This is a genomic window from Frondihabitans cladoniiphilus (genome assembly GCF_039544345.1).
Lineage (GTDB): Bacteria > Actinomycetota > Actinomycetes > Actinomycetales > Microbacteriaceae > Frondihabitans > Frondihabitans cladoniiphilus.
Genome location: NZ_BAABLM010000011.1, coordinates 1 through 16,242, shown reverse-complemented (window position 1 = coordinate 16,242; position 16,242 = coordinate 1). Strand labels below are relative to the sequence as shown.

Sequence of the window (16,242 nt, the reverse complement as noted above, 5' to 3'; positions counted from 1 at the left end):
CAGTCTAAAAGATGTACAGATTTCTGTACAGAAACTTCAGAGGCGGGCGGCCAGCGCCGACGACGCCGCAGCGACACCGCGCGCGATGTCGGGCTCGGAAGCCCGCGCCAGGTGCCCCTCGTGCACGACGACCTCGCCGTTCACGAACAGTCGCGTCAGCGTCGGCAGCCCGCCGAGCGTCAGCGCAGCCACCGGGTCGGCGATGCCGGCGTGCTCGACCCCGTCGATCCGCCAGAGAGCCAGGTCGGCGAGCTTGCCGACCTCGATCGAGCCGATCTCCGCCGTCCGGCCGAGCACCTGGGCCCCGCCGTAGGTCGCCATGCGCAGCGCCTGACGGCCGCTCAGCTGATCGGCGCCCGAGCGGAGACGGTTGACGAGCAGCGAGTTGCGCAGCTCCGTGCCGAGCTGCCCCGACTCGTTCGAGGCCGCTCCGTCGACACCGAGTCCGACCGGCACTCCGGCCCGCAGCAGTTCGGGGATCGGCGCGATGCCGGCGGCGAGACGTCCGTTCGACGACGGGCAGTGGGCCACGCCCGTCCCGGTGGCTGCGAAGCGCGCGATCGAGTCGTCGTCGAGGTGCACGCAGTGCGCCATCCAGACGTCGTCGCCCAGCCAGCCGAGCCCCTCCAGGTAGTCGGTCGGCTTCTGGCCGAAGCGCTCGAGGCAGAAGGCCTCCTCCTCGGCGGTCTCCGAGCCGTGGGTGTGCAGGCGCACGCCGAGACCGCGGGCGAGCGTGGCCGCCTCCCGGAGCAGGTCCGAAGTCACACTGAACGGCGAGCAGGGCGCGACGGCGATCCGCACCATGGAGTCGAACGACGCGTCATTGTAGGTCTCGACCGCCCACTGCGATCCGGCGAGCGCCCCGTCGAGCGATTCGACCGCGAAGTCCGGGGGGAGTCCGCCCTGCGAAGAGCCGAGGTCCATCGACCCGCGCGCGACGTCGAGACGCAGGCCGATCCCACCCGCCGCTTCGATCAGTCCGCCGACGATGTCGCCGCCGCCCTGCGGGAACACGTAGTGGTGGTCGGACACGGTCGTGCAGCCCGACTTCGCCAGGGTCGCGAGAGCCCCCGCAGCTCCGTCCCGCACGAGATCGGCGTCGATACGCGACCAGGCCGGGTACAGCGCGACGAGCCAGTCGAACAGGATGCTGTCCTGCGCGAATCCTCGGGTGAGCCACTGGTAGAGGTGGTGGTGCGTGTTGACGAGCCCCGGAGTCAGCAAGTGGCCGCGGCCGTCGATCACCGTGGCGCCCTCGCGCAGAGCGGCGGGCGCCGAGCCAGGACCCGTGGCGAGGATGCGCGTCCCCTCGATCAGCACGTGCCCGCCGTCGTACTCGGTGTCACGGGCGTCGACGGTGGCGACGTGAGCGCCTTCGATCAGGGTGCGGGTCATGGTCTCAGGGTGCCACGGCGGGATTTCGCCGACGTTTCGCGGACGAGAGGCGGGGGGCCGGGCATCCCACCTTCTCGCTGCCCCGACGGGTTCAGGAGGAGAGCGCCACGGCCGTCACGAAGACGGCGGTGAGAGCGACGAACGGGAGACAGGCGAGGACGTGGAGGCGGCGGTGCTCGGAGAGGACGGCGACGAACTCGCGCAGGAAGGCGCTGGGCACGTAGTAGCGGGCCGTCGGCGACCCGACCGCCTGGGCGTCGAGATCGAGCGAGCGTGCGAGCATCGCCGACCGCAGCACGTGGTAGTCGTTGGTCACCACGAGGGCCGGGCCGGGCCGACCAGCGGCCTCCTGGATCCGGTGGGAGAGCAGGAGGTTCTCGCGGGTCGTCCGGGCCTCGAGCTCCGGGCGGACGTCGGCGGGATCGGCGCCGTTCGCGACGAGGTACTCGGCCATGGCCTCCCCCTCGGGGCGCGACTCGTCGGAGCCCCGCCCGCCGCTCGGGATCAGCAGGGGCCGCGGCGCATCGAACGGCGCCGAGCGGTAGGCCCTCAGCGCTCGGTCGAGACGGCTCCGGAGCAGCGGCGGCACGCGACCGTCGACGATCTGGGAGCCGAGGACGACGAGGGCCTCCGGTCGGCTGCGGTGGTGCGTCCTGCCGTAGACGAGCGAATAGACCAGGAAGACGACGAAAGCGACTCCGAAATAGCTGGCCAGGAAGAACGCTAGCGCCAGCACGGCCACGCCGACGAGGCCCGCGTGCCGCGCGATGAGCGAGAGCACGACCGGCACCACGAAGATCGCCAGGCCGAGCAGGAACGACAGGAGGTTGCCGAGGCTGCGGCCCTCCCGGCGGAACATGGTCACGCCGTTCGCGAGGAGGAAGACGCCCAGCACCACGACGGCCACCGGGGCGCCGAAGAGGATCACACCCACGACGACCGGGCCGGCCGCCGTCGATCGCGTCACGAGGAGCAGCACGCCGGCGACGAGGAAAAAGGCCGCCGCCACGAGGAACAGGCCGTTGCGCAGCAGCCGCCGATCGCGCGCCCGGAAGACCAGGTACAGCGCCCCGAAGACGACCGCCACGCCGAACACCACGGCCACCCCGAAGCCACCCATGCCGCCACGGTAGCGGAACGAGCGGTGAGGCACGTCGATGCGCGGAGCGGCTGGCGCGCCGGTGCACGAGGCGCCCGGAAACGGGGGATGCACGACACCCGGTGGCTGGTCAGGCGCGGCCTCGTAGGCTTTCCTTCCGTGAAATCTCTGTTCCGTGCATCCCTCGTCGGCCTCGTCGCCGTCTCCGCTCTCGCTCTCACCGCCTGCTCCGGCGCGGGCGGCTCCTCGTCCTCCGCGTCCGGCTCGGCCTCCCCTTCCGCGTCGACCGCCGCCGTCTGCACCTCGCTCGGCTCGAAGCTCTCGTCGACCCTGAAGGGCCTCGAGCTCGTGTCGTCCTCGAGCACCGGCGCCACCGACTTCACCTGCGAATGGCACGACGCCAAGCAGAGTGACCCGCTGAAGCAGAAGTCGCTGCTCGTCTCGACCACTCCCTCGACCGACGGCAGCGTCGACAAGTCGTTCCTCGAGGGCAACTCGGCCGTGTCGATCATCCCCGACACCCACGTCGACGGCCTCTCGGGCGTCGTCTACTCGGTCGCCGACAGCACGGACTCGCCGAACCGCGTGGTCAGCGTCGACACCCCCAAGACCAACACGACGATCACGGTCCGCAACTTCGGGGCCTCCGGCTTCGACGACGCCGTCGCGACGCGCGTGGTCGATGCGGCTGTGACGAAGTAGGCGCTGTCTCGAAGGAGCGGCCGTCTCGAGGGAGCGGCGTCGCCGGGTGGATGGAGCGGCGTCGCCGGGTGGATGGAGCGGCGTCGCCGAGTGGAAGGTCACACGAGGCGACGCGCTGCACCCGGCCGACCCGCGCATCCCCCGCTCCTCTAAAATCGCGAGGGTGAGCCACGACATCGCACCCTCCCGCGTCATCCGCAGCAGCCGCGTCCTGATCGACGGCGAGTTCCGACCGGCCGCCGTCGTGGTGGAGGGCGGGCGGATCGCCGCGATCGAAGCGGTGGATGCACGCCTCGACATCGCCGACGACATCACGCTGGGCGACGAGCAGGTGCTGATCCCGGGCATCGTCGACAGCCACGTGCACGTGAACGAGCCCGGCCGCACCGAGTGGGAGGGCTTCACCACCGCCACCCGAGCGGCGGCGCGTGGGGGCGTGACGACCATCGTCGACATGCCGCTCAACAGCATCCCGCCCACCACGACAGTCGAGGCGCTCGACCTCAAGCGGGCCGCGGCGGCCCCCCAGTCGGTCGTCGACGTCGGCTTCTGGGGCGGCGCGATCCCGTCGAGCCTGGGCGCGCTCGAGCCGCTTCACGACGCCGGCGTCTTCGGGTTCAAGTGCTTCCTGTCGCCGTCGGGGGTCGACGAGTTCCCGCACCTGTCCACCGAGCAGCTCCACGCCGCCATGGCCGAGATCGCCGCATTCGACGGGCTACTGATCGTCCACGCCGAGGATCCCGCCACCCTCGACGCCTCCCCCGCGCCCGAGGGCACCTCCTACGGGGCCTTCGTCCGCTCGCGCCCCGAGGCCTCGGAGCAGTCGGCGATCGGGCACGTCATCGACGCCGTGCGCGCAACCGGCGGGCGGGCGCACATTCTGCACCTCTCGTCGGCGGCCGCGCTCGAGCAGATCAAGGCCGCGAAGGCCGAGGGTCTGCGGATCACGGTCGAGACCTGCCCGCACTACCTCTCGTTCGACGAGGAGAGCATCCCCGACGGCGCGACCCAGTACAAGTGCTGCCCGCCGATCCGTGACGCCCACAACCAGGAGCTCCTCTGGGAGGCGCTCGTCGACGGCACCATCGACATCGTCGCCTCCGACCACTCCCCCTCGACCGCGGCGCTCAAGTTCGCGGGCGACGGCGACTTCGACCTCGCGTGGGGTGGCATCTCGGGCCTCGAGTTGAGCTTCCGCGCCGTCTGGACCGGTGCCGCCCGCCGCGGAATCGCACTCCCGCAGGTGCTGCAGTGGATGTCCACCGGCACCGCCGACCTCGTCGGGCTCTCCTCGAAGGGCCGCATCGCCGTCGGAGCCGACGCCGACCTCGTCGCCTTCGACCCCGACGCCACGTTCACCGTCGACGCGACGGCGCTCGCGCACAAGAATCCCGTGAGCGCGTTCGACGGGAGCGAGCTCCGCGGGCGGGTGGCGGCCACGTGGGTGGCCGGCCGGCTCGTCGACGAGGATGCCCAGCCCGCTCGCCTGCTCCGCCGGGGCTGAGGCTCGGGCACCGGGGCTGAGGTTCGGCCCGCCGGGCTGAGGCTCGGCCCGCCGACTCCGTGGCCGACTCCAGAACACGCCGCTCACTTCTTCCGCCGCCCGCATCTTGTGGAGTCGAGTGTGCGGCGTCCCGTGCCCGACTCCAGAACACGCGGCTTCCGCGGAACATGAGCGGCGTGTTCTGGAGTCGCGAGAGACGGGGGATGCACGGCGCGCACCCGTGGGACTCCCGCAGGTGGCACGGGGTGCAGCTCGGCGCGAGCAGGGTGCGAGCCGACCTCCCCTCGCACCCGCACCCTCGGAACCGCGGAGGACCCCCGGTCGACCAGGGTGCCCTGGCGCGACGGGGGTGCGCGTCCGCGGGAGCGGGGTGCGCGTCCGCGGGAACGGGGTGCGGCTCCGCGGGAGAGGGGTGCGGCTCGGGGCGGGAAGGGTGCAGCCCCCCGCAACCCGGGCGCAGCCCTACACCAGAGGCACGATGCGGTGCACGACGGGATGCACGGCGCGCACCCGTGCGACTCCCGCCGCCCCGCTACTCCAGCTCGCCCAACTCCTCGAACAGTCCGGTGACCTCCGAGATCCGTGCCCGTCCGGCCGAGCCGGTGGCGGCGAGCACCCCGGACGCGAGCAGGTTCACGAGACTCATCGGGGCGGCGTAGGAGTCGAAGGGGGACGGGCTGTCGATCGGAGTCGCGAGGCGGATCACGCCCGGCACGTCGACCGAGCGCGCGGAGTCCGTGATGAGCAGCACGTGCATCCCCCGGCTTGCCGATGCCTCGACCAAATCATCGAACCCGGCCGGCCGACGCCGGAACCCGATCAGTACGACGGCGTCGTCCGATGTGAGCCCCGCGAGTTCTTCGGCGACGGTCTGCCCGGGCTGCGGGCCGAGCCGCACGCCGTCGCGAGCCTGCGCGAGCTGCTGCCGCAAATGCAGCGCCACGGGATAGCTGTTGCGGAAACCGACCACGACCACCTGCCGAGCGCGCGCGATGACCGAGACGGCGGCCTCGAGACGGCCGTCGCCGAGCCCCCGCAGCAGCCCCTCGAGGTTGGCGTGCTCCGCTGCGAGGTGGGCGGACGCCGACCCGACGGGCCCCAGAGGCACCCCACGGCCGCGGGATGCACGGGCCTGGTCGCGCACCTCCTGCGCGTTCTCGAATCCCAACCTCCGGAACAGCCTCGACACCGTCGCCTTCGAGACGTCGCTCCGCGAGGCGATCTCCGTGGCGGAGAACACGGCGAGGTCCGCCAGGTGGTCGAGGATGAAGTCGGCCGCGCGCTGCTCCTGCGGGCTCAGGTCGCGGTAGCCGGAGTCGATGCGAGTGCGGATGTCGCCGGGTCCGTCACCGGTGCCACCGGGTCCGTCACCGGTGCCGCCGGGTCCGTCGCCGGGTCCGTCACCGGTGCCGCCAGAGCCTGCCCCGGAGTCGGAGCCTGCCCCGGAGTCGGACCCGGTCTCGGAACCGGTCACGGCGCGGGCGTCGCGTGCGCACCCGATCGGTACGTCTCCGCGAGCGCGAGCACCGCCGCCTCGAACGCGTCGAGAGCGGTGGCGACGTCGTCGACCGTGACGATCTCGTCCGGGTGGTGGCTGATGCCGCCGCGGCCGTTGCGGACGAAGAGCATCGCCCACTCGGTCAGGTCGGCGATGGCCATGGCGTCGTGGCCGGCCTTCGAGAACAGCACTTCGGGCTCGGCGTCGCCGGTGGCCTGGATGCCCCGCCCGATGACGGCCTGGAGCCGAGGGGATGCGACGACGGCTGGAGCGTTGTGCGTCTCTTCGACCTCGAAGGTCAGCCCGCGCCGGTCGCAGGTGTCGTCGGCCACGGCCTGGATCGCGGCCCAGACGGCGTCGCGGGCGAAGTCGGTCTCGCCGCGGAGATCGAGACTGAACTCCACTCGGCCGGGGATCACGTTCACGCCCCCGGGGAACGCCTGGAGCCGGCCGACCGTGGCGATGCATCCCGCGTCTCGGGCCAGCTTCTCGACCGCGAGGACGATCTCGGAGGCCCCTGCCAGCGCGTCGTGCCGCCGGTGGAACGGGACGCCGCCGGCGTGACCGGCCTCGCCGATCAGGGTCAGGGCGAAGCGGCGCGCACCGGCGATCGAGGAGACGACGGCGAGGGCGCGGTCGCCCTCTTCGAGGTAGGGGCCCTGCTCGATGTGCGCCTCGAGGTAGCCGACGACGTCGCCCGAGCGGTGGGCCGCCTCGCCGATGGCTTCGGGATCGAGACCGAACTCGACGAACGCCTCGCGGAGGGTGGTGCCGTTCTTGTCGTGCAGCTCCCACCAGGCGGGATCCCACGTGCCGGCCACGGCGCGCGAGCCAAGCAGGGCGGTGCCGAAGCGGGTGCCCTCCTCGTCGCCGAACGCCAGGACCTCGATCGCGAAGGGGAGGGCGGCCTCGGCCTCTCGCAGGCGGTCGACGACGGCGATCGCGAGCATGACGCCGAGGATCCCGTCGTAGCGGCCGGCGTTGGGAACGGTGTCGAGGTGGGATCCGAGGAGCAGCGCCGGGAGCCCGGGCGTCTCGCCCTCGAATCGCCCGATCTGGTTGCCGGCGGCGTCGAGGCGGGTGGACATGCCTGCCTCGTACATCCAGTGCCCGGCCTGGAGGTTGACGGCCGCGTGCTCGGGCGAGAGGTAGACGCGCTCGATGCCGTCGGGGTCGGAGGACTGCCGGGCGAGGACCTCGCAGCGGTCGAGGATGGTGAGGGCGTCGACGCTCATCGGGTGGCCTCCGTGGCGGTGGCGTCGGGCTCCGTGGCGGCGGCGGGGGCGGCGGCATCGGGCTCCGCGACGGCGAGGCGGGATGCATCGTCGTAGACGTCGTACGCGGCGCCGACTCCCCCGCCGGCGGTGACCGCGGCGCCTCCGCGGCGGAGGACGGCCTCGAGCGCGGCCAACGTCGTCAGCACGGCGTCCTGGCGGGCGTTGTAGCCCATCGTGCCGATCCGCCAGACCTTGCCGTGCAGGGGCCCGAACGAGGTTCCGATCTCGATGCCGAAGTCGTTCAGCATCGCGCCGCGGGCCGCGTCGCCGTCGATGCCGTCGGGGATCACGACCGCCGTGACGTTGTTCATCTTGTGGGCCGTGTCGCCGAAGATCTCGAGGCCGAGGCCCCGGAGACCCGACAGCATGGCGCGGCCGTTCACCTCGTGGCGGGCGACCGTCTCGTCGATCCCCTCCTCCACGATCAGGCGGGCACACTCGCGCGCGCCGTAGAGCATCGTGGTGGCCTCGGTGTGGTGGTTGAGGCGCTGCGGACCCCAGTAGTCGAAGATCATCGCGAGGTCGAAGTAGTTGGACCGGATCGGGTGCGCACTCACCGCGTCGCCGTCGGTGCGGATGCCCGCCTCGATCGACTTGCGGGCGGTGATGACCTCCACCGCCCTCGGCGAGAAAGTCACCGGAGCCGACCCGGACGGGCCGCCCAGGCACTTCTGCAGCCCGGCAGTGACGGCGTCGAGGCCGAGCTCGTCGGTGCGGAAGGTGTTGCCGGCCAGCGAGGCGGTGACGTCGGTGTAGAACAGCACGCCGTGCTTCTGGCAGATGGCGCCGAGCTCGTCGAGCGGCTGGGCGACGGTGGTCGAGGTGTCGCCGTGCACGACGGCGAGCAGCTTGGGCCGGACTTCGGTGATCGCCGCCTCGATGGCGGCGGGCGTGAAGACCTGACCCCAGGGCACCTCGATGACGTGCACCTCGGCGCCGGCCCGCTCGGAGATCTCGCGGAGGAGGTGGCCGAAGCGCCCGAAGATCGGGACGAGCACGCGGTCGCCCGGCTCGATCAGCGAGACGAGGGCCGCTTCGATGCCGGCGCGCGAGGTGCCGTCGACGAGCATGGTCTGCTCGTTCGACGTCTGGAAGACCTGGCGGTACAGCACCTGCGTCTCGTCCATCGCCTGGGTCATCCACGGGTCGTACTGGCCGACGAGCTGCGCCGACATGGCGCGGAGCACGCGGGGGTCGGCGTTGATCGGGCCGGGGCCCATCAGGAGTCGGGCGGGCGGGGCGATCGGCTGAAAGGACTGTTTCACCCGACTCACGTTACTGCAACGATTGTTTCACGTGGGTAAACGTTCGGAACGCGCTGCCGCGCGACGTATCGCGGACTGTCCCCCGCGCCGCGGCACGTCTCGTTGTCCGAGATACGTCGCGCGGCGCCGGCCAACAGTGGCGCCGGCCAACAGTGGCTAGCGATCGACTGCGGCTACCGACCGAGGCGTGCAGCGAGCGACGCCGCGATCTCGACGAGCGCGAGATCGGAGCCGCGCGGGCCGACGAGGCACAGCCCGACCGGACCGCCGGGCACCTGCATCACAGGCGCCGACACCGCGGGATACCCGCCGATCCCCGCCACCGACGTCAGCCCGAGGGTCCCCGAGCGCACCACGTCGATCTCGGCGGCGGTCGCGGTCAGGGGCGGGGCCGCCGACGAAGCGGACGGGAGCAGGAGGATGCGGTCGTCGAGCACGCGGTCGAGGTGCTCGCGCTGCACGGCGATCTCGGCCCGGGCATCCCCCTCCTGTGTCGGCGTCACGGAGGCGCCGAAGCGGAACCGAGCCATCACGTCCGGGGCGAGGGCCGTGGGATGCGCGGAGATCCAGTCGCCGTGGGTGCGCCAGGCTTCAGCGGCCTGAACGATTCGGAACAGCTCGAACAGGTGCGCGATATCGCCGAGGGCCACATCGGCCGGGGCCGCGCCGTCCGGGCCCGAGTCGACCGAGCCCGCGTCGGCCGGGAAGAGCTCGGCGAGCGTGGAGGCGAAGGCCTCGCGGACGTCGGGGGCGACGGAGGCCACGAGACGCGGGTCCACGACGAACACGGGGTCGACGTCGCGCTGAGCGGGTCGGGTGGCCGACGGGGAGTGCCCGGCGGCACCACCCAGGGTGGCGGCGGCGGCCCGGGCGAGGAGACCGGCGTCGCGAGTCAGCCAGCCGACCGTGTCGAAGGTCGGGGCGAGGGGCAGCAGGTCGGTGCGGCGGACGATGCCGTGCGTGGTGCGGAGCCCCCAGAGACCCTGGTACGAGGCGGGCACCCGGATGGATCCGCCGGTGTCGGTGCCGAGCCCGATGGTCGCGTGCCCGAGGGCGACGGCGGAGGCGGGACCGGAGGAGGATCCCCCCGAGATCGCTCCGGGAACGGCCCCGTTCGGCGGCGTGCCGTAGGCCGAGTTGCGCCCGGCGATGCTGAACGCGAACTCGTCGGTCTGCGCGATCCCGAGCAGGTCGGCTCCGGCGTCGAGCAGGGCCTGCACGGCCGGGGAATGGAACTCGGCGACCGGAGCCTCGGCCAGGTACGCCGGCACTCCCCCGCCGACGGCGAAGCCGGCCACGGCGAAGAGGTCCTTCACGGCGACGGTCTCGCCCGCCAGCTCTCCGGCGCCACCCGCGGTCGAGCCGGCCGCGGTCGAGCCGGCCGGCGACAGCACCAGCGGCGCCCCGACGACCCGCCAGATCCGGGTGTCGAACACGGGGGCCGGGGCCTGCACCTGCGCGGCGCCGATCCGCCACACGCCGTCGGCCCCGCGATTCCAGAGCTGCGTGAGGATGCCCCTCCCGCCCGCCGCCGGAGCGTTCACCGACACCACGACCACAGCCGTCGGCGACAGCACCCGCACGTGGCACTCGACGATCGTCCGCACCGGCGCCTGACTCCGACGCCCTCGGAACGCCGTGATGGCCTCGTGCCCGACCAGGAGCCCGGCGGCATCGGCTCGGAGCGAGTCGGGACCCTCCTCGAAGGCGGCCGCCAGGGCCTCTTGGTCGTTCGCGGCGAGCGCCGCCTCGTAGGCGTCGAACGCCTCGATCAGACCGTCGGGCAGGTCGCCGACGACGGAGGTGGGGACGGTGGGCTCGGTGCCCTCGGAAGCGGCGGCGTCAGACATCGAAGTCCTCCTTGCGAATGCGGGCGTGGACGCCCTTGACCAGGTCGACCACCTGCGAGATGTCGAAGTCGGTCGCAGCCGAGAGGTAGGCGTACGCCAGCGTGCGATCCATGCCGTACCGGGCGTGGAGCAGGTCGATGGCGGCGCGCACGCAGTTCTGCACGGCCTCGTCGAGGTCTTCGTCGAGGCCGGTGGGCACGAGGTACTCCGCGGTCTCGGCCAACGGCCCGGCGATCTCGCCGAACGCGGCCACCGCATCCGCCCGCTTGATCAGGTCGAACCGGACCGTCACCCGGAGCGAGGCCTCCATCGCCGTGAGGGCGACCTCGCCGTCGCCCTGCGCGAAGTGCGGGTCGCCGACGTACGCGAGGGCGCCCGGCACCTGCACGGGAAGGTGCAGCGACGCCCCCTCGACCAGCAGGTTGATGTCGATGTTGCCGCCGTGGGCCCCCGGGGGGACCGAGTGCGGCCTTTCGCCGCCCGCAACCGCGACGCCCATGATGCCGAGGAACGGGTGCAGCGGGAACGTCACGGTGCGAGGACCGCCGGGGATGCGCGGAAGCGTTCCGACCAGCGTGCCGTCCTCGCGGGAGGCGACGGCCGCGAACGTGCTCACGTTCCCCTCGGCCTGCGGGTACTCCCCGGCGAGCGCGCCTCGCCCGTGCCGGTTGGAGATGACGCCGTAGGGCACCCGCGGGGTGGCCGTGACGAGCGTCATCGTCAGCACGTCGCCCGGCTCGGCGCCTTCGACGGCGATGGGTCCGGTGACGACGTGCGGGCCGTCCACGGCGGGGTCGCGGAGGCCGGTCGACGCGGCCACGGCGACGGCATCGTCGAGCACCCCGTCGCGAGCCACGCCGTGCCCGGCGAAGAAGGCGACCGGGTCACGCCCCTGGTCGTCGAGGATGCCCTCGTGGCTGATCGTGTCGATCGTCACCTCGGTGCCCGGCGCCACCGTGAGCACGGCCGTGTCGGCGGCGCACGGCAGTCTCCCCCAGAGGATGTTCGGCAGCGCCGCGGACAGATAGACCGAAGCGGGGATCTCTCCCGTGTCGGGCTGCAGGGCGGCCTGGGCCGAGGGAGTCGTCGTCACGGGGGTCCTTTCGCGGGTCCGCCCAGCCTATTGGCCATCCGCCGGAGGGATGATTCCCCGGATCCCCCAGCTTGTTCTTTGCGTCGTCGGATTGGCTCGAGGTTCGTGAGTTCTTCTGCATCCCGCCCCCGCTCCCGTTTCTTCCCCGCCATCGCGGGGTTCGCCGGCCTGGCCGTCGTGGCCGGCGTGCTGGTCGGAGTGCTCGCCGTCCCGTCTCTGGTGGTGGCCGGCAACGCGGTCACGACCGGCGTCGACGCGTTCGACTCGCTGCCCAGCTACCTCGCGATCACGGCGCCGGCGCAGGCGTCGAGCATCTACGCGAAGGACGGCAGCCAGGAGGTCAAGATCGCGTCGTTCTACACCGAGAACCGCACCGACGTCGCCGACGACCAGATCTCGACCCTCGCCAAGCAGGCGGCGGTCGCCGCCGAGGACCCCCGGTTCTACACGGAGGGCGCCATCGACGTACAGGGCACGATCCGGGGGATCCTCGCCACGACCCTCGGGGGAGACGTGCAGGGCGGCTCGTCGATCACCCAGCAGTACGTGAAGAACGTGCTCGTCGAGCGGTGCGCGACCGAGAACACCGATGCCACCAAGGCCCTGCAGTGCTACGACGACGTCACGGCGGTCACCCCGCAGCGGAAGCTCCAGGAGATGCGGTACGCGATCAGCGTCGAGAAGAAGTACACCAAGGCGGAGATCCTGCGGGGCTACCTCAACATCGTCGGCTTCGGCGGCAACGTCTACGGCATCCAGGCGGCCTCCGAGTACTACTACGGGGTATCTGCGTCGCAATTGAGCCTCACGCAGGCCGCCACGCTCGTCGCCATCGTGAACAACCCGGCGAACCTGCGCATCGACGAGCCCACGAACACCGCCAACGGGTCGGCGAACGGCTACGTGCTGACCAAGGCCCGACGTGACTACGTGCTGCGGTCGATGTACGACCACTCGATGATCTCGAAGGCCGACGAGACGGCGGCCCTGGCCAGCGCCATCACGCCCACGATCACGCAGGCGGCCAACGGCTGCGCCTCCGCGGTCGCCTACGACGCCGGCTACTTCTGCGACTACATCGTCAACTCGATCAAGAACGACGCGGCCTTCGGCACGACGCAGGACGCCCGGTACGCGACTCTGACGCAGGGCGGTCTCAAGATCTACACGACTCTGAACCTCGCCCAGCAGAAGGTCGCGCAGGACTCGCTGAGCGCTTACATGCCCACCTCAGTCGCCGGGCTGAACATCGGCGCGACCAACGTGGCCGTGGAGCCCGGCACCGGCCGCATCGTCACCATGGTGCAGAACACGGACTACACCCAGGGCGGCTCGAACACCGCCGGGACCACCTCGGTGAACTACAACACCGACCAGGCCTACGGCGGCTCGACGGGGTTCCAGACCGGCTCGGCCTACAAGGCGTTCACCCTGGCCGCATGGCTCGAGGCCGGCAACTCGCTCTCCGACTACGTGACGACGTCGCAGCACTCGTTCCCCGACAACGAGTTCAGCAACTCGTGCACCAACGTCCACGACGGCAAGACCTGGAGCGTGTCGAACGCCGAGAGCGTGCCGGGCAGCATGAGCGTGCTCCAGGCCACCGCCGAGTCGATCAACACCGCCTTCGCCCAGATGGGGCGGACCCTCGACCTCTGCACCATCCGCGACACCGCGAAGTCGATGGGCGTGCACACGGCCGCCACGGGAGGATCCCTGAGCAGCGTGCCGTCGAGCATCCTCGGCATCAATGCCATCTCGCCCCTGACCATGGCCACCGCGTACGCCGGCATCGCGAACAACGGCGTCGTCTGCACGCCCGTCGCCATCGACAGCATCACCGGCCCGACCGGCAAGGCGATCGCCGCATCGAAGACGACCTGCACGCAGGGCATGCCGTCGGACATCGCCGCGGGCGTGGCCTACGCGCTGCAGACCGTGCTCAAGAGCGGTGGCACCGGCGCGCTGGCGAACCCGAACGACGGGGTGCCGATGCTGGCCAAGACCGGCACCAACGACGACGCCGAGCAGAACTGGCTCGTCACCTCGACCACGAAGATCGCCACCGCCACCTGGGTCGGCAACGTCTCGGGCAGCGCCGACTTCTACAAGACGTACGTCAACGGCAAGTACGGCTACAACCTGAAGTTCAGCATCGCGAAGCCGATCCTCGCCTCGCTCGACACCCTCTACGGCGGAGCCGCCTTCACGACGGCCCCGGCCTCGGAGATCGGGTCGAGCGCCTCCTCCGGGAGTGCGTCGAGCGGGTCGAGCGGGTCGTCCACGGGCGCCTCCGGCGACTCCTCGAACGGCTCGAGCTCGGACGGCACCTCGACGGGCACCAGCACCCCCACGCCGACCCCGAGCAACTAGCCGGTCAGCCCCAGAACGCGGCGATGTCCGCGGCGATCCGGCGCCCGAGCTCGCGGCCCGCGATCGCCGTGGGCCGGCGGGCCGCCGGGTCGAGAGGGTTCGCCCCCATCGCCGCGACGGACGCTTCGTCGGCGTACACGACGTGCACCCGGCCCGGCGCGAGGCCCTCGAGCTGGTCCGGGGCGAGCGACGGTCCGTACGGGCCGACTTCGGGCGACGGCACCAGGATCAGCACCCGGTCGCTTCCGGCAGCGAGGTCGGCGTTGGCGATCGAGCGGGCGCCGCCGTCCATGTAGTCGTGGCCCTGGATCGGGACGGTCGGCCAGATTCCCGGAACCGCGCAGCTCGCTTCGACGGCGGAGACGAGCGAGACGCCCGAGGCGCGGTCGAACACGCGCAGGGCGCCGGTCCGTGCATCCACCGCGGGAATCAGCAGGGGATGCTCGGGCCAGGTCTCCGACGGGATCCGCGCCTCGATCACCGCGTGCCTCACGGCCGTCGACGGGGTGTCGGCCGCGAGCGCCATCTCCCCGATCCGCCGCAGCTGGTCCTCGCGGGAGCCGCCGCCCTGCAGCAGCCCCGCCATTCCGGCGGCGAACTCCTGGAGGTCGATGTCGGCGAAGACCTCGGCCGACTCTTCGGCGGTCTGCGCGTCGAAGAGGTCGCGCAGACCCCGGCCCAGGGCGAGCTGCGCGGCCACGGTCGATCCGGCCGAGGTCCCCACCAACAGGGTCGATTCCGACCGGAGGGAGGAGACGAGACGGGGATGCTCGTCCTCCAGCCCTCTGAGGACCCCGGTCTCCCACGCGATTCCCGCGACCCCTCCGCCTGCCAGAACCAGTGCATCCTTCGTCATCCCGTCACTCTAAGCCGCGAAAAGCCGGGAGACTGCTCGCATGAGACTTTTCGGAACGCCCGACGACGAGGCCCGCCCGGCGGCGTCGGCGACAGACCCCGGGGAGGCCTCCCTCACCCCCAGCATCCGCATCGCCGGAGCGTGGGGCTGGCGCATCCTCGTCGTGCTCGCCGTTCTCGGCGTGGGGGTCTGGTTGATCGCGAAGCTGAGCGACATCGTCGTGCCGTTCCTGATCGCCCTGCTCATCTCGGCCCTCCTGAAGCCCGGGGTGACCTGGCTCGTCCGGCACCGCTGGCCCAAATGGATCGCCATCATCGTGATGCTGCTTCTGGCCATCGTCGTGCTCGGCGGGCTCGTCCTCCTGGTCGTCTGGCAGGTCCGATCCGGCCTCCCGACCCTCCAGAAGGAGTCGCTCAAGTCGTTCGACAACATCAAGGGGATCCTCGCCGCGCCCCCCTTCAATCTGACGAGCGCCGACTACACGAGCTTCATCAACAAGGGTCTGGCCGCCCTGGAGAGCTCGAGCAAGTCGCTCGCGAGCGGCGTGGTCTCCGTCGGCTCGACCGCCGGGCACCTGGTCGCCGACGCCCTGGTCACCATCTTCGCGACGATCTTCCTCATGATCGACGGCGAGGGGGTCTGGCGCTGGACCACCCGGCTGTTCCCGAAGAAGGCCCGCCCGGCCGTGGACGGCGCCGGCCAGGCCGGTTGGATCACGCTGGCCACCTTCGTCCGCGTGCAGATCTTCGTCGCCGCGGTGGACGGTCTCGGCGTGGGTCTCGTCGCCTACTTCACCGGGGTCCCGCTCGCCGTGCCGATCGCCGTCCTGGTGTTCCTGGCCAGCTTCATCCCCGTGATCGGCGCCATCGTCAGCGGTGTCTTCGCGGTCGTGATCGCCCTGCTCTTCGTCGGATTCTGGCCGGCCGTGATCCTGCTCGCCGGAGTCCTGGGCGTCCACCTCCTCGAGGCCCACGTGCTGCAGCCGCTCGTGATGGGCTCGGCCGTCAAGGTGCATCCGCTCGCCGTCGTGTTCGCCGTCGCCGGGGGCTCGTACCTCGCGGGCGTGCCCGGCGCGCTGTTCGCCGTGCCGACGATCGCGGTCGTCAACGTCATGGTCACCTATGTCGCGCACGGCAAGTGGCGGGAGCCCGGTTCGAAGAAGGAAGGCGAGCAGGAGGCGGCGGAGCAGGTCGTCCCGGACACGGGGCACCAGCCGGCCTAGGGCTTCGGCGGGAGGGTCGGGTCGAGCCCGAGTCGGGCGCGGCGGCGTCAGGCGCGGCGCGGCGTCAGGCGCGGCGCGGCGTCAGGCGCGGCGCGGCGTCAGGCGCGG

12 protein-coding genes are annotated in these 16,242 nt (G+C 71.6%); 4 read left to right on the top strand and 8 right to left on the bottom strand.

Annotated elements, in window-relative coordinates; all coding sequences use genetic code 11:
• Positions 1-36 precede the first annotated feature (36 nt).
• The gene (locus ABEA39_RS17225) at positions 37-1,395 is read right to left on the bottom strand and encodes an 8-oxoguanine deaminase (protein ID WP_345377202.1); all 1,359 of its coding nucleotides are present in this window, start codon (positions 1,393-1,395) and stop codon (positions 37-39) included.
• Positions 1,396-1,486: 91 nt separating this feature from the next.
• Positions 1,487-2,515 carry a YdcF family protein gene (locus ABEA39_RS17220; protein WP_345377201.1) on the bottom strand — a complete coding sequence of 343 codons (1,029 nt, stop codon included), beginning with the start codon at positions 2,513-2,515 and terminating at the stop codon, positions 1,487-1,489.
• A 138-nt stretch (positions 2,516-2,653) separates the two neighbouring features.
• Between ABEA39_RS17220 and ABEA39_RS17215 the strand changes: the two genes are divergently transcribed.
• Both ABEA39_RS17215 and allB read left to right on the top strand, forming a co-directional pair.
• Positions 2,654-3,196: a hypothetical protein gene (locus ABEA39_RS17215; RefSeq protein ID WP_345377200.1), complete on the top strand. Its 543-nt coding sequence runs from the start codon at positions 2,654-2,656 to the stop codon at positions 3,194-3,196.
• A 163-nt stretch (positions 3,197-3,359) separates the two neighbouring features.
• Complete coding sequence (gene allB, locus ABEA39_RS17210; protein ID WP_345377199.1) at positions 3,360-4,700, top strand: allantoinase AllB; 1,341 nt, start codon at positions 3,360-3,362, stop codon at positions 4,698-4,700.
• A gap of 532 nt (positions 4,701-5,232) precedes the next feature.
• Here allB and ABEA39_RS17205 read toward each other — a convergent pair.
• The 5 genes from ABEA39_RS17205 to ABEA39_RS17185 all read right to left on the bottom strand — a co-directional run bounded on the left by ABEA39_RS17205 (position 5,233) and on the right by ABEA39_RS17185 (position 11,683).
• On the bottom strand, positions 5,233-6,174 hold the full coding sequence (locus tag ABEA39_RS17205) for a MurR/RpiR family transcriptional regulator (RefSeq protein ID WP_345377198.1): 942 nt from the start codon (positions 6,172-6,174) through the stop codon (positions 5,233-5,235).
• A complete protein-coding gene (locus ABEA39_RS17200; protein WP_345377197.1) occupies positions 6,171-7,433 on the bottom strand; it encodes an allantoate amidohydrolase in 1,263 nt (420 codons plus the stop codon). Before ABEA39_RS17200 ends, ABEA39_RS17205 begins: the two co-directional genes overlap by 4 nt.
• Positions 7,430-8,695: a pyridoxal-phosphate-dependent aminotransferase family protein gene (locus ABEA39_RS17195; RefSeq protein WP_345377283.1), complete on the bottom strand. Its 1,266-nt coding sequence runs from the start codon at positions 8,693-8,695 to the stop codon at positions 7,430-7,432. Before ABEA39_RS17195 ends, ABEA39_RS17200 begins: the two co-directional genes overlap by 4 nt.
• A gap of 218 nt (positions 8,696-8,913) precedes the next feature.
• Positions 8,914-10,590 (bottom strand): AtzH-like domain-containing protein, encoded by a 1,677-nt coding sequence (locus ABEA39_RS17190; RefSeq protein WP_345377196.1) that lies wholly within the window; start codon positions 10,588-10,590, stop codon positions 8,914-8,916.
• A complete protein-coding gene (locus ABEA39_RS17185; RefSeq protein WP_345377195.1) occupies positions 10,583-11,683 on the bottom strand; it encodes an acetamidase/formamidase family protein in 1,101 nt (366 codons plus the stop codon). The genes ABEA39_RS17190 and ABEA39_RS17185 overlap by 8 nt, the downstream gene beginning before the upstream one ends.
• A 105-nt stretch (positions 11,684-11,788) precedes the next feature.
• On the opposite strand from ABEA39_RS17185, the gene ABEA39_RS17180 reads away from it, so the two are divergent.
• Entirely contained in the window at positions 11,789-14,056 is a 2,268-nt protein-coding gene (locus tag ABEA39_RS17180) for a transglycosylase domain-containing protein (protein WP_345377194.1), read from the top strand.
• A 4-nt stretch (positions 14,057-14,060) separates the two neighbouring features.
• Here the strand turns inward: ABEA39_RS17180 and ABEA39_RS17175 are convergent, their stop codons facing one another.
• Positions 14,061-14,912, bottom strand: a complete 852-nt coding sequence (locus ABEA39_RS17175; RefSeq protein ID WP_345377193.1) for a patatin-like phospholipase family protein — start codon at positions 14,910-14,912, stop codon at positions 14,061-14,063.
• Positions 14,913-14,952: 40 nt separating this feature from the next.
• Between ABEA39_RS17175 and ABEA39_RS17170 the strand changes: the two genes are divergently transcribed.
• Positions 14,953-16,134 (top strand): AI-2E family transporter, encoded by a 1,182-nt coding sequence (locus ABEA39_RS17170; RefSeq protein WP_345377192.1) that lies wholly within the window; start codon positions 14,953-14,955, stop codon positions 16,132-16,134.
• Positions 16,135-16,242: the final 108 nt, after the last annotated feature.